At 68.4% G+C, this 13,539-nt stretch carries 12 protein-coding genes; 1 reads left to right on the top strand and 11 read right to left on the bottom strand.

All coding sequences use genetic code 11. The features are described 5' to 3' along the window. Positions 1 to 37: 37 nt before the first annotated feature. From APZ21_RS14540 to APZ21_RS14520, 5 genes are all read right to left on the bottom strand, one after another. Positions 38 to 643 carry a GTP-binding protein gene (locus APZ21_RS14540; RefSeq protein WP_054813844.1) on the bottom strand — a complete coding sequence of 202 codons (606 nt, stop codon included), beginning with the start codon at positions 641 to 643 and terminating at the stop codon, positions 38 to 40. Next, entirely contained in the window at positions 618 to 968 is a 351-nt protein-coding gene (locus APZ21_RS14535) for a DUF742 domain-containing protein (RefSeq protein ID WP_054813843.1), read from the bottom strand. The genes APZ21_RS14540 and APZ21_RS14535 overlap by 26 nt, the downstream gene beginning before the upstream one ends. Further along, positions 965 to 1,396 carry a roadblock/LC7 domain-containing protein gene (locus tag APZ21_RS14530; RefSeq protein WP_054813842.1) on the bottom strand — a complete coding sequence of 144 codons (432 nt, stop codon included), beginning with the start codon at positions 1,394 to 1,396 and terminating at the stop codon, positions 965 to 967. The genes APZ21_RS14535 and APZ21_RS14530 overlap by 4 nt, the downstream gene beginning before the upstream one ends. Continuing rightward, positions 1,393 to 2,844, bottom strand: a complete 1,452-nt coding sequence (locus APZ21_RS14525; RefSeq protein WP_307589453.1) for an ATP-binding protein — start codon at positions 2,842 to 2,844, stop codon at positions 1,393 to 1,395. The genes APZ21_RS14530 and APZ21_RS14525 overlap by 4 nt, the downstream gene beginning before the upstream one ends. Before the next feature lie 440 nt (positions 2,845 to 3,284). Beyond that, on the bottom strand, positions 3,285 to 3,830 hold the full coding sequence (locus tag APZ21_RS14520) for a YceI family protein (protein ID WP_054813840.1): 546 nt from the start codon (positions 3,828 to 3,830) through the stop codon (positions 3,285 to 3,287). Between the two features lie 195 nt (positions 3,831 to 4,025). Here APZ21_RS14520 and APZ21_RS14515 point away from each other — a divergent pair, with 195 nt between their 5' ends. Continuing rightward, positions 4,026 to 4,457: a type II toxin-antitoxin system Rv0910 family toxin gene (locus APZ21_RS14515; RefSeq protein WP_054813839.1), complete on the top strand. Its 432-nt coding sequence runs from the start codon at positions 4,026 to 4,028 to the stop codon at positions 4,455 to 4,457. Between the two features lie 217 nt (positions 4,458 to 4,674). Here the strand turns inward: APZ21_RS14515 and APZ21_RS14510 are convergent, their stop codons facing one another. The 6 genes from APZ21_RS14510 to APZ21_RS14485 form a co-directional block, all read right to left on the bottom strand. Next, positions 4,675 to 6,204: a DHA2 family efflux MFS transporter permease subunit gene (locus APZ21_RS14510; protein WP_054813838.1), complete on the bottom strand. Its 1,530-nt coding sequence runs from the start codon at positions 6,202 to 6,204 to the stop codon at positions 4,675 to 4,677. A gap of 46 nt (positions 6,205 to 6,250) precedes the next feature. Next, a complete protein-coding gene (locus tag APZ21_RS14505) occupies positions 6,251 to 8,191 on the bottom strand; it encodes an MFS transporter (protein ID WP_054813837.1) in 1,941 nt (646 codons plus the stop codon). A gap of 197 nt (positions 8,192 to 8,388) precedes the next feature. Continuing rightward, the gene (locus APZ21_RS14500; protein WP_054813836.1) at positions 8,389 to 9,240 is read right to left on the bottom strand and encodes a GNAT family N-acetyltransferase; all 852 of its coding nucleotides are present in this window, start codon (positions 9,238 to 9,240) and stop codon (positions 8,389 to 8,391) included. Positions 9,241 to 9,314: 74 nt separating this feature from the next. Next, positions 9,315 to 10,721: an amidase gene (locus APZ21_RS14495; protein WP_054813835.1), complete on the bottom strand. Its 1,407-nt coding sequence runs from the start codon at positions 10,719 to 10,721 to the stop codon at positions 9,315 to 9,317. A gap of 68 nt (positions 10,722 to 10,789) precedes the next feature. Further along, the gene (locus APZ21_RS14490; RefSeq protein ID WP_054813834.1) at positions 10,790 to 11,809 is read right to left on the bottom strand and encodes a crotonase/enoyl-CoA hydratase family protein; all 1,020 of its coding nucleotides are present in this window, start codon (positions 11,807 to 11,809) and stop codon (positions 10,790 to 10,792) included. Positions 11,810 to 12,005: 196 nt separating this feature from the next. Then, a partial coding sequence (locus APZ21_RS14485; RefSeq protein ID WP_054813833.1) for an amidohydrolase occupies positions 12,006 to 13,539 on the bottom strand: 1,534 nt, incomplete at its 5' end.

The following is a 13,539-nucleotide window of genomic DNA, read 5'->3' as shown; positions in this document are numbered from 1 at the left end:
CCCACGGCGAGCCGCCGCGACCGGCACAGCCCGAACGCTACCGGCGGGCCTCGACGCGGTGGAACAGGAATTCGACCAGGGTGATCAGCGATTGCAGACAGGTACCGCGATGCCGCGCGTCCAGCGCGGTCAGCGGGGTGTCGGGAGTGAGGTCGAGCGCGTCCCTGATCTCGGCGAGCGGATAGGGTTGCGAGCCCTCGAACTGGTTGATCGCCACGGAGTACGGCACCCCGCGCTCCTCCAGCACCGCGAGCACCTCGTCGGCCTTCTCGATGCGTCTGGTGTCAACCAGCACCAGCGCGCCGAGCGCGCCGCGGGCCAGCTCCTCCCACAGCGGCACGAAGCGCTGCTGACCGGGCGTCCCGAAAAGGTACAGCGCCAGTTGCGGATTGAGCGTGATGCGGCCGAAGTCCATGGCCACGGTGGTCTGCGACTTGCCCGGCAGACCCGCCATGTCGTCGATGCCGACGCTGGCCTCGGTGATCGTCTCCTCGGTGCGCAGCGGCTTGATCTCGGACACACTGCTGACGAATGTCGTCTTGCCGACCCCGAAATTGCCCGCCACCAGCAATTTGACCGAGCGGGTCACGGTCTCCGGGACATAGTCGACGGTGCGCTCAGGCCGGGAGAGCACGGAGCCCATTGAGTACCTCCTCCAACAGGGCGATCTCCGGCAGGTTCTCGGCCGGGGTCGGGCTGACCAGATGCTCGCTGTCCATCAGATCGGCGACCACGATCATGACCACCGACGGCGGCAGATCGAGATAGGCCGCGATTTCGGCGATGGACAGCGCGCCGCGGCGGCTGCACAGACTCATCACCCGCACCGCGTCCGGCGCCGCACCCGGCGCCGGATCGGCGTTGGCGACGACCAGTGTGACCAAATCCAGTTCGCGCGAGGCGCGCGAACGACCGCCGGTGCGCACATAGGCGCGCACCAGGTCGGGATCGCGGCGTGGTCTACTCATCGCCGGTCGCTATCAGCTCTCTTGTGCGACATACTGCCTAGTTCGTTGCCGACCCGGGCCGCCAGTTCGTTCATCCGGTGCGCGATCAGGCTGACATCGATCTCGGACGTGGTCGAAACCCCCAGCAGCGCACCCTCGCCCGCCGCGGTGATGAAGATCATCCCGTCGTCGTATTCGGTCATGTTCTGGCGCAGACCGGTTTCCAGTCCGCCGCAGAACTCGCCCAGCGCCTTGCCGAGTGAACGCAGGCCGGACGACGCGGCGGCGAAACGCTCGGCGTCGTCGCGCGAGATACCCGAGGAATGCGCGATCCGTAAACCGTCGTCGGACAGCAGCACCGCGAACCGAACGCCGGGAACGTTCAGATCCTCGAGTAGCCAACCCAGCTTGTTACTGCTGTCGGTCACGGCCGTGTTCGGTGTGCTCATGACGATGTGGTCGTCCCTTCCGTGTGTTCGGTCGCGTTGGTGTTCATGACATCGGGCGAGGTGTCCGCGGCGGCCGCGCGGCCGCTCTTGGAACCGTTCTGCCAGGCGGCGGCGATATCCGGCCTGCCGGGCGCCGAGCCGGGCGCCGCGTCGGATCGGGCGCTGCGCGGGCGGGCCGAGGACGCGGGCGCGATCACGCGCCGTCTGCGTTTGGGCAGGCCTCCGCTGGTGATGTCGTGCACGGCGAATTCGCTCTCCTCACTGGCCGGTTGGGGCGCGGCGGGAACGAGCGCGGGCTCCGCGACCACGGGTTCGGCGGGTTCGGCGGGTTCGGCGGCGGGTGCGGGCGCGGCGAGCAGCGCCTCGGGGACGTAGACCATCGCGCGCATCCCGCCGTAGGCGTTCGGGCCGTCGATGTAGACGGTGAAACCGTAGCGGCGGGCGAGCGCGGCGATACCGGGGAAGCCGACCTTCGGCGCGGGACCGAGCTGGTGGATATCGACCGGGCGCTCGTTGGCGAGGATCTGCCGGGCCTCTTCCATTTGTTCGGCGTTCATACGCACGCCCGCGTCATCGATGATCACCGTGACGCCGTGGTGTCCGCTCTGGAAGCTGACGTCGACGTACGAGGTCGGCGGCGAGTAGCGCAGCGCGTTGTCGAGCAATGTCGCCAGCGTGTGCACCAGCGGCTCCACCGCGCGGCTTATCACCACCCGGTCGAGTTGGTTGGGCCGCACGCGCAGGTAGTCGCGCACCCGGCCGATCGCGCCGCCGACCACGTCGGTCAGCGGCTGGGCGGGCCAGCGGCGACCGGGCAGACCGCCGCAGACGATCACGTAGGACTGCGCCTGGCGGATCATCTGCTGCACCGTGTGATCGATGCGGGTCAGGGTCGCGTAGATCTCGTCGTCGCGGTGTTCGCGCAGCGCGGCGCTGACCACCTGACTGACGTCGGCGCCCAGGCTGACCACCGAGGTGCCGAAGGAGCGCACCGCGCCACTGGTGGCTTCGCGTGCGCTGGAAGCGACCTCGGCGCGCACCGTGCTCTCGGTGTGCTCGATGACGAGGCGGGTCTGTTCCTCGGCCTCGTGCGCGACCATCTCGCGGGTCTCCGACTGTACGCGGCGCAGATCGTCGTTGTAGCGTTCCCCGATCCAGCGCAGCGCCTGCCCGAATCTCGAATCCCCCACGCCCGCCGGTAATTCGGGCGCGGCAGGCGCCATCTCGAACCGCCGGACCGCTTCGGCCACCGCGGGCATGGTGGTCACGGCGAATGCCTCGATGGCGTCCTCGTAGGCGCGCTGCCGTGCGGTGAGCTCCTCGATATGAGCCCGTTGACGTTTACCCGCGGCGGCCGCGTATCCCACCGCCACGAGGACGAGGACGACGGCGACGATCCAGGGCAGTACTACGGCGATATCCACATTCATCAGTTCTCTCGTTGTCACCAGCTTCGATCCGTACCGAGAACCGAGTGCCTATGGTCCGCGTCGAAACCCATAGCCTGCTGCCACCGAACTCCGTCTCACCTTCCGAACACGTGTCGAACTCTCCGACTTCGCGCACCGCCGCGGGCGTCTCACTCGCCGGCGGAGACGCCGGAACCCGCGAAGCGCGGCGACCGGCGCTGCGATTGTCGCCGACCGAATCCGGAACCGCACAGTTCCTGTGTGGGACAGGCGATCAGACATTCGACCGCCACCGCACGAAACATTGTCAGTACCGCCCGGAACCCCGACGACCCGCCCACCCTAGCAGCATCACTCGCGAACTCACGATGCAACCGGCGAGACCCAAACAACTTGTTTCGGGGAGAATGCCCCGCCGTGAAATTCGGCCGGGGCGCACCGCATTCGGCGGCCCCGGCCGATTCACCGAAAAGCTCAGGTCAGCTCTGCAAGCCGACCTCGATCTCGAGGGTAAGGGTGATCTTGTCGCCGACCACGACGCCGCCGCCGTCGGGCAGCGGCATATCGATGTCGACTCCGAAGTCGCGGCGGCTCACGACGGTTTCGGCCTCGAATCCCGCCACCGGCCCATTACCCATGCCCGGATTCACGCCGAGGAATTCGACTTTCAGCGAGAGCGGCCTGGCGACTCCGTGGAAGGTGAACTCCCCGTCGACCACGAAATCCTTGCCGTCGACCCGGAATCCGGTCGAGCGGAAGGTCGCCGTGGGGAACTCCTCGGCGTGGAAGAAGTCGGCGGTGCGCAGGTGGGCGTCGCGCTGCGGGTTGTCGGTGGTCACCGAGTCGACGCGGATCTCGGCTTCGGCGGAGGCGGTGCCGTCCTCGCCGACGACGAGTTTGCCGGAGAAATCGGTGAAGCGACCGCGCACCTTGCTGATCATCAGGTGCCGCACGCTGAAGCCGACCAGCGAATGGGCGGGGTCGATGACCCAGGTACCCGGGGACAGGGTGGTCGAAGCGGTCATGAGTGCACTCCTCTGTGTGGTCCGACGTTCGTTCGCACGTCTCGTTTCCGACTGCCGCATATTTGGTTGATGTGGCAACCAGATCAACGCCACGCGCCGCCCCCGAATTTCCACTGTGGCAGAGGACACGGTCACGGGGAACGGGACCGGTCGCGTACGGAAGCCCAGACCCGCGGTACCGGATACCATGCGGCCATGGCAAAGCTGAAAGTGTCCGTCGACGTGCCGATCTCCCCGGAACAGGCATGGTCGCACACGTCCAATCTGGCCGATCTGGATCGCTGGCTGACCATGCACGAAGCGTGGCGCGGCGAGGTGCCCGCCGAACTGACCGTCGGCACCACCCTGATCGGGGTCGCCACCGTCAAGGGCCTGCGCAATCGGGTGACCTGGACCGTTCGGGCCGCGGAACCCCCGCATCGACTGGCACTGCGCGGCGCGGGCAAGGGCGGCACCAAACTCGGTCTGGAGATGCGGGTCGCGCCCAACGGCAGCGGGTCACAGGTCACCGTCGACATCGAACTCGGCGGCGCGCCGCTGTTCGGCCCCATCGGCGCGGGCGTCGCGCGTGCCGTCAAGGGCGATATCGAGCGATCACTGGATCGCTTCGTCGAACTCTACGGCTGAGTCCCGGCCCGGCCACATGCTGAGCCCCGGCCGGCCAGAGCTCGGCCACACATGACCCCACCCGCCCCGACGTGGACCGACCGACCCACCCCCGAGCGAGCGATCGTTCGCGGCCGTCTCGCGGCCGGAGGGAGGCGACCATGCGCGCGGTCGCGAGCCGCGGCCCCTCGGACGCGAGGGGCCGCGAATCCGCCGCGACGGAGTCGCGGCCGACAATTCACCCTGCGATCGCGGTGGAGGTGTCGGCGACGAGTTCCGGGTTCTTCGGTTTCGTCCGCGGCAGGAACGACGCCGGGATGAACGTCAGCGCGACCAGCACCGCCGCCACGATGTAGGTGTGGCCGAATGCCGAGGCGGCTTGGTCGAGACCGGTGGAAACCGCCTCGGGCGGCAATCCGGTCTGCGTCGAACGCGAGGCGATGGCCGGTCCGGCCAGCGGCTGATTCTTCAGCAGATTGGTCAGCACGACCGAGATGGTCGCGGTGCCGATCGAGCCCGCGGTCTGGTTGACGATATTCATCAGCGTGGTACCGCGGGCCACCTGCGCGTGGGTCAGCGTCTGGATCGCCGCGGTCATTATCGGCATCATCGTGCAGCCCATGCCGAAGCCCTGGACCAGCAGCGCGATCATCAGGAACTGGTACGGCGTGTCGGCGGCGAGCCGGGTGAAGGCCAGCATGCCAACGGTGAGCAGGCTGATACCGACCAGCACGATGCGACCGGGGCCGATCTTGTCGACCAGACGGCCCGCGATCGGCATGGTGATCATCGCGCCCAGCCCCTGCGGTGCGATCAGCAGACCGGCCGCGAACGCGGTCTCACCGCGCACCTGCTGGAGATAGCTGGGCAACAGCAGTGCCGCGCCGAAGAACGCGATCGCGAACAGCACCATGGTGAGCACCGCGAAGCGCAGCGCCCGGTTGCCGAACAGGTGCAGGTCGATGAGCGGATGTTCGGTGCGCAGCGCGTGCAGCACGAACAGCGCCAGCAGCACCACGCCGATCGCGGCCGGGATCAGCACCCTGCCGGCGAGCACCGTGCCCTCCCCCGGGATCGAGGAGACGCCGAACAGGAACAGCGCCAGTCCGGGCGAGGCCAGCAGCATGCCGAGGAAGTCGAAGGATTCCGACGGTTCCGGGCGGTCCGAAGGCAACACGATGACGGCCAACACCAGGGCAAGCAGGCCGATGGGCAGGTTGATGAGGAAGATCCAGTGCCAGCTGAAGGCATCGATCAGCCACCCGCCCAGGATCGGGCCGCCGATCGGCCCGAGCAGCATCGGCACGCCGAGGACCGCCATCACGCGTCCGACGCGCTGCGGCCCCGCCGCGTGGGTCATGATCGTCATGCCGAGCGGCATCAACATGCCGCCGCCGAGTCCCTGGATGACACGGAAGGCGATGAGCGACTCGATGTTCCACGCCGTACTGCACAGCAGCGAGCCGAGCACGAAGAACGTCAGCGCCATGATGTACAGGCGTTTGGTGCCGAACCGGTCGGCCGCCCATCCCGTCAGCGGGATGACGGTCGCCAGCGCCAACGTGTAGCCGGTCATCGACCACGCGGCTATGGCGTAGCTGGTCTCGAATTCGACCTGGAAGGTCGGGATCGCGACCGTGACCACGGTGATGTCGAGTATCGACATGATCGCGCCGAGCACGACGACACCGGCGATCTTGAAGACCCGTGCGTCCAGCTTGTCGCTCGTCGGCTCGGCGCTCGACGAATTATCCGGAGGAAGTGTCACCGCTTAAGGGTGGCATCTCCGCGGCACAAGGACCAGCACGTTCTCGTTATGGCGTCAGCGTGGCGAGTTCCCGCTGGACCAATTCGTCGTGTTCCCTGGCCGCCGCGGCCGCCTTTCGGGGGCTCCAGTACCCGGCCATGACGAATACGAACGGCACGAAGGCCAGCTGAGCGAGCAGGCAGATCCACCACCAGCGCTCCCACTGCTCCGGCGAATCCTGGCGCGCCTGCTGCACGTCGGCGCCGTGCGCGGCGAGGTAGGCGGCATCGTCGGCCGGAATGCCGCCGACCGCCTGCAACCGCGCGGAGGCGTCGGCGAGTTTCGGGCCGACCCTCGCCGCCACCGTCAGTTCCTCGCGCGGCACCTGCTGCGTCGCGGTCAGCCGGGCGATGGCCTGGTCCACGGGTATCCCGAACTTGCGCGAGACCTGTCCGATCGCGGCGAGTCCGGCGTTCGCGTCGGCGGGATTCGCGGCCAGTGCCGCCTGCGTGGCGGGTTCGATGGCCTGCAAGGTCTGCAATTCCTGCGGATATTTCGCGTTCAACGCCATCGTGGTCCTGATGTCGGCCGCCGAGGCGCCGGTCAGCGCTGTCAATGCGGCCAGCTGCGCGGCCTGGTCGCCGGGATCGCGTTGCAGCGCCGTCAAGGTCTCGGTGCCGACGGTCCGGACGGTGGCGAGTTCGGCGCCGTGCTCGCTTTGGATCTCGGCCAGCCGCGGACCGTAGTTCACCAGCGGGCCCGCCGCGTTCACCACGACGAGCAGCCCGAACAGCACGATGGTGACGACACCGCGCAGCGTGCCGCCCCAGACCGCCAGGCCCACCGCGGTCGCGGCCGGATTGCGGGCCTCCACCGTCTCGGTGAAGCTCGCCATCCAGGTGGAGTAGGCGATGCCGGTGCCAACGGCGATGATCACGAAGACCCACGCGAAGGTGTAGTACCCGGTGCCGGGTTCGTCGGTGTAGCCGATGAACACCAGCATGCCGATGATGCTGACGCCCGCGCCGACGATCATGAACGGTTTGCGCACCTTCAGGTAGTCCGACGCGATGCCCGCCAACACAAGGGCCAATGCGTTCGCGCCCCAGTACCAGTTGCCAAGCGCGTTGGCCTGGGCCGGGCTGAAGCCGAAATTCGTGGCCATGTACACCGGAAGGAACGACACGATGGTGTAGAAGAACGCCAGGAACAGGCTGATGCCGAGAGCCGAACCGACGATGTCGAGGTGCAGCATCTGTTTCCACTGATCGCGTTCCAGCTTCCGCACGTCCAGACCGCGCGCCCGCGCCTCGACCAGCGCGCGGTCGCGCAGCGACACCATGATCTGATCGCGCAACCGCGGACTCAGCTCACGCACGCCGACCAGCGCGACCACCGAGATGACCAGACTGATCGTCCCGCACAGCCGATAGTGGAACTGCCAGTCGGTATGCGTGTCGAGCGTCCGGGTGGACACCGCGGTGGTCACCAACGCGCCGATCACCGGCCCGAGCGTCCAGAATCCCATCGCCGAAGCCCGGCCCAATTGCGGGGAGAAGTCGCGGATCAGCGCGGGCGTGGCGACCAGCACCGCGCCCTCGACAATGCTGATCAGCACGTAGACCAGCAGATATGCCTCTTTGGTCGTGGTCGCGGGCACCGCGAACAGGGTCAGCAGCGAGCAGATCACCACTCCGTAGGCGACGATATTGGCCCGCCCCCACCGGTCGAGCACGCCCGCCAGTACCGAGGCCGCCGCGCCGAAGGCCGCGCCGATGATGAAGATCCAGACGAAATAGCTGAACGACAGGTCGAAGTACGCGATCAGCTCGTTGCCGACCGCGCCGGTCACGAACAGCTGGTAGTACAGCGCGATCGAGGCCACGACCACGACACCCAGATACCAGGACCGTGCGGGGGTGTCGGGATAGTGCGGAAGCTTTCGCTGCCACAGACCGGTGAGCAAGGTTGGCGCGACCTGCGGATCGCTGTTCGACGTCGTTGTCATGTTCGAAATGCCTTTCTGCCCAAGACATCTCGTACGGATCACCACCAGCGCGATCCGAGATCCGAGAGTCCGGGTGGGAACAGGCTACATATTCGACGTGATCCGCATCACGATTTCCGCGATTGCATGTCCGCTCGCGCGAGACGCGGATTCCGGGCGGCCCGCTTCGCGCGACCGAGGTGCTGACGCTCAGCGGATCAGTCCGGCGCCGGGCGGACCAGGATCGCGCGGGCGTAGAGCAATTGGAAACCCAACCTCTGCACATTCTGCTGCGACTTGGACCCCGGCAGTGTGGTGACCACCGCGAGATCGCATCCGGCCGCGGCGGCATCGGCCAGCCGCCACGACAGCAGCGCCGCCTGCACCCCCCGACGCCGGAACGCCGGGAGGGTGGCCGCGCCGCACAGCTGGGCGATCCCGTCGTCGCGACGCAAACCCGCACCGCCCGCGGGCAGGCCGTCGATCCGGGCGAGCACGGGGACGAAGCCGGTGGTGGCGGCCATATCGCGTTCGGCGTGCTCGATGGCGTCGCGGGGAAACTCCTCGTGCGAGGCGACCCCTTGCGTGTCCGGGACCGCGAAACCGTCGACGACCACGCGCGTCCAGGTGTCGAGATCATCGGATCCGACCGGCATGACCTCGACTTCATCGGCGCGCACCGCACGATCCGGCTCGAGTCGCAGCCCGAGCACGTTCTCGAAACCCACGAGAACGTAACCGCGCCGGGTCAGCCGCGTCACGACCGCCGGGTCCGCGACCGTGGAGACCTCGAACTGGAGCGGTGACCGACGTTCGGCGAAGATCCGCTCCACGGCGGTCAGTTCGCCGTCATCGAGGTCACCGTCCATGCCGACGCCGACGACCTTGGTCAGCGGCGAACCCGGCCCGGCCCACACCGCGCTGCCGCCGCCGATCGGCACGATCACCACCGGCGCACGCGGGTCACGTACTCGCGCTGCCGCCGCGCCCTCCTCGATGAGCGTGCGTTCGGCGGCTTCGATCCGCGCGACCACATCGTGCCCCGCGAACACACCTGATTCCACTGTCACGCCCCGATACCTACCACGCCGGCGACCGCGCGCCCACCGAATATCCGGTGGGCGGGCGGCGCTCGAGGCGAGGCTCAGCGCGCGCGGTAGGGCGCGCGCGCCGGCGGGCGAGCGTGTTCGAGTTGGGCGACAACCGACAGGATGGTGGTCTCACCGTTCTCGGGGCCGACCAGTTGGATCGCCAGCGGCAGGCCGTCGGAGCCGATGCCTGCGGGGATGGAGGCCGCCGGGTGGCCGGTGACGTTCCACATGCCGGTGTAGGCGACCATCGGGACCGAGGCCAGTTGGGCGCGGAAGGTATTCGCGCCGTCGAGCACACCGAGGGTCGGCGGGCGGATGGCGAGGGTGGGGGTCAGCAACAGATCGTGGTCGACGAACAGGCGGTTCACGGTGCGGGCGAGGGATTCACCGTGCCGGATCGCCCATTCGATCACGCCGCGTCTCGCCCACACACCGAGTCGCAGGGTCTGGCGGGTGCGCCGCTCCAGCTTGCGCGGATCCTCCACCTGCGCGGCCTCGGCACGCACACCGCCGAACAACTGCGGGAAGAACGCGGGCGACGGATTCGGGTAGTCCGGGTCGATCTCCTCGACCGTGTGGCCGAGCCGGGTCAGCAGGTCGGCGGTCTCGCGCACCGCGCGCACGTGCTCGGCATGCGGTTTCACCGTCGGCACCGGCGCGGCGAGGCTGTAGCCGATACGCATACTCCGGTCGGTCCGCTGCACCGCCTCCTCGAACGACATGATCGGGTCGGGCGCGGTGAATCGGTCCGTCGCGCTCGGACCGCGCAGGACATCGTTGACGATCGCGCTGTCGCGCACCGACCGGGTCAGCGGCCCGACCACACCGAGTGCCCACCACAGGTGCGGGTGCGGTGCGAGCGGCGACCGCCCGCGCTGCGGTTTGAGTCCGAACAGCCCGCAGCATGCGGCGGGCACCCGGATCGAACCGCCACCGTCACCGCCGAGCGCCACCGGAACCAGACCGGCCGCCACCGCCGCGGCCGAACCGCCGCTCGACCCGCCCGTGGAGCGTCCGAGATCCCAGGGATTGCGCGCCATGCCGAAGGTGCTGGATTCGGTGAACGGCCAGAGCCCGAATTCGGGCATGGTGGTCTTACCGACGACGACCGCGCCCGCCGCGCGCAGCCGCCGCACCACCTCGGCGTCGGCCGCGGCGGGTGTGCGATTGGCGCGGGTGCCGAAAGTGGTGACGACACCGGCCACGTCGATCTCGTCCTTGATCGCGACCGGGATACCGTGCAGCGGACCGAGTTCGGCGCCCTCGGCGCGCTCACGGTCGCGATCGGCGGCCTCCGCGCGGGCCTGTTCGCGCAGTACCCGGGTGAACGCGCCGAGTTCCTCGGCCGCGTCGATTCCGGTCAGGGTCGCCTCGATCAGCTCCCGGACCGAGAGCGCTCCGGCGTCGAGCAGATCGCGCTGTTGCACCAGTCCCGCGCCGACGATCTCGTGTATGTCCACCCGGACCTCGCCTTTTCGTCCTCGATGTCGGTCAGCCTACTCAGCCGCGCCACCACCGCGCGGAAATATCAGGACCTCTCCGTACTCCGTCTCTTGTAGTCGCCGAAGGGTTCGTCGCGTTCGCGCACCGCCTCGCGGAATCCCACGGTCGCCGCGCGCGCCCTGAAGGCGTAGCCCTCCCGGGTGTGACGGGAGATGCCGTCGAATACGGTGCCGATCATGCCGGAGTTGGCCACCCCCTGGGCCGACAACGCCGAGTTCAGCGCGAGCTTGGCCATCATGAGCTGGTTGACCGGCATTCGCGCGATGCGCGCCACCAGCGCCTCGGTCCGCTCGTCGAGTTCGGCGGCCGGACAGGATTCCACCGCCAGTCCCCATTCCTCGGCCTGCCTGCCCGTCAGGCAGTCACCGGTGAACAGCAGCCGTTTGGCGCGCTGATCGCCGAGCCGGTGGGCCCACATGCCCGCGGCCGGAATCCCCCAGACCCGGGTGGGCGGATATCCGATCTTGGTGTCGTCGGCGCAGATGATCTGGTCGGCGAACAGGGCGATATCGCTGCCGCCCGCGACCGCGAAGCCGTGCAGCTTGGCGACCGTGGGCTTGTTCGCGTGCATGAGACTCGCGAATCCGCGATTGAACCGGCTCATCATGGCGTAGTCGAGCATGGGGTCCCAGGTGGCGCGGGGATCGTGGTTGCGGCCCTGCGCCACCGGATCCACCGCGGTGCCCGCGACCTCGGCGCCCTCGCCCGCGGTCAGGGCGTGTTCGGCGAAGATGCTCAGGTCATAGCCGCCGCAGAAGCCCTTGCCGCGCCCGGACAGCACGATCACGTGTACGCGCGGGTCGAGATCGGCGCGCTCCACGGCGTCGGCGAGATCGCGCGGAGTGTCCATCGTGATGGAGTTGCCGTGGTCGGGCCGGTTGAAGGTGATGCGCGCGACGCGCCCGTCGACCCGGTAGGTCAGCGTCGGATAGGTGTGCTCGGATTCGGGTTCGCCGCGTCCGGCCCAGGGTGAGTCCGCCCCTTCGGACCAGTTCTCGTACCACGCCCCGGGCCGGTCACCCGCTGGAATTCGATTGTCGGTCACTGTCGTGCCTTTCGCCGCCGGAACCCGTTCGCTCGGTCGCAGTCTGGTCCAGCCGGACGTTCCGGCGGGCCGCCGGGGTCCGCGCAGCGTGCTGCCGCACCACTTCCCCGGCCTCGGTCGGCCGATGGGAGACCTCGCCACCCATCAGGTCGAGGCCGCCGTGTCCGCGATTCTCGCCCGCCGCGCTGCTCGGAACTCATGCGGTGAACGTCGGCACGCCGCCGAGATAGGTCGCGCACACCCCGACGTCGGGCAGCTCCCCCGGTGACACCGCGCACGGGTCCTGTTCCAGGACAACGAGATCGGCGTACTTGCCGGGGGTGATCGATCCGGTGAGGTGGTCGGCGAACAGCTGATAGGCGGCGTCGACGGTCTGGGCGCGAATGGCCTGGTCGATGGTGACGCACTCCTCCGGGGCCAGCACCCGGCCCGTGCGCGAGGTCCGGCTCATCGCCACCGCCATGTTGCGCAGCGGCTCCTCCTCGGTCACCGGGCTGTCGTTGTGGAAGGAGATGCGCATACCCGTGTCCACGGCCGATTTCGCGCGCATCCAGTGCGCGCCGTGCTCGGGTCCGAACAGATCGTCGACCAGCACGTCACCCCAGTAGTACAGGTGGTCGACGAACAGGCTGCACGTCACCCCGAGTTCGGCGGCGCGCCGGAACTGCTCGGGTGTCATGGCGCCGCAATGTTCCAGGCGCAGACGGTGGTCCGGTCGCGGGAAGGTGGTCAGCACCCGTTCGTAGACGTCGAGGATGGTGTCCGCGCCGCGGTCGCCGTGCACGTGACAGGCCATCTGCCAGCCGAGCGGAAAGTACGCGCGCACGATCGAATGCAGTTCGTCCGCGGTGTAATTCGCCTGCCCGCGGTGATCGTGTCCGAGTCCGAGCGCGGCGGTGGCGGCGGTGTTCAGATACGGGAAGGAGGTGTCGATATTGCCGACCCAGGGCGAGCCGTCCACCCAGAGTTTGATGCCGATCTGGCGGAACATGTCGTCGCCGTTGTCGAGCGGGCAATAGGTGAGACCGTCGGCGGTCGACATCTCGTAGACCCGCATCCGCACCTTGGCCCGCCCCTGCTGGTACAGCGCGGCGGTGACCGGACGCAGCTGATCGGAGAACGCCATATCGCTGCACAGGGTGATTCCGCGCGCGGCCAGGTCGGCGTGCCTGCGCGCCAGCAGATCGGGTGTGCCGAGTTCGGCGCCCAGTATCGGCGCGACCACGGCCGATACGGCGGGCGCCTCGTAGACCCGCCCGGTCAGCAGTCCGTGCTCGTCACGTTCGAAGCTGCCGCCGACCGGGTCTGGTGTGTCGGATCGCACCCCCGCACCCGTCAGCGCCGCGGAGTTCGCCCAGGCCAGATGGCCGGAATTCTGCCAGACCACGATGGCGCGATCCGGTCCGAGTTCGTCCAGCCTCGCACGATTCGGTTCGGGAAATCCCCGCTGCAACAGCAGGTCCAGACCGTAGAAGAGCACCGGTTCGCCCGACGGCGCGGCGGCGAGCGCGCGCTCGACCGTGGTGTGCACGTCCTCGGCGGTGCGACAGGTGGTGACCGGTCTGATGTCGATCACGGTGTCGGAGTAGAGCATCTGATCCTGGGTCGGATGAGCGTGCGCCTCGACGAATCCCGGCATCAGACATCGTCCGTCGAGGTCGACCACCTCGGTGCGCGGGCCGCGCAGGTCTAGTATCTCCGCGCCGCCCACGGCGGTGACGCGCCCGTCG

The sequence above is a fragment of the Nocardia arizonensis genome (assembly GCF_001310275.1).
Lineage (GTDB): Bacteria > Actinomycetota > Actinomycetes > Mycobacteriales > Mycobacteriaceae > Nocardia > Nocardia arizonensis.
Note: the sequence above shows the minus strand (reverse complement) of the source record. Positions and strands in the feature narration are given on the sequence as shown.

What these genes read in the sequence shown, in the direction of transcription:
- APZ21_RS14530 (WP_054813842.1), bottom strand. Translation starts at nt 1,396, where the DNA reads ATGAGCACACCGAACACGGCCGTGACCGACAGCAGTAACAAGCTGGGT.
- APZ21_RS14515 (WP_054813839.1), top strand. Translation starts at nt 4,026, where the DNA reads ATGGCAAAGCTGAAAGTGTCCGTCGACGTGCCGATCTCCCCGGAACAG.
- APZ21_RS14535 (WP_054813843.1), bottom strand. Translation starts at nt 968, where the DNA reads ATGAGTAGACCACGCCGCGATCCCGACCTGGTGCGCGCCTATGTGCGC.
- APZ21_RS14540 (WP_054813844.1), bottom strand. Translation starts at nt 643, where the DNA reads ATGGGCTCCGTGCTCTCCCGGCCTGAGCGCACCGTCGACTATGTCCCG.
- APZ21_RS14520 (WP_054813840.1), bottom strand. Translation starts at nt 3,830, where the DNA reads ATGACCGCTTCGACCACCCTGTCCCCGGGTACCTGGGTCATCGACCCC.
- APZ21_RS14505 (WP_054813837.1), bottom strand. Translation starts at nt 8,191, where the DNA reads ATGACAACGACGTCGAACAGCGATCCGCAGGTCGCGCCAACCTTGCTC.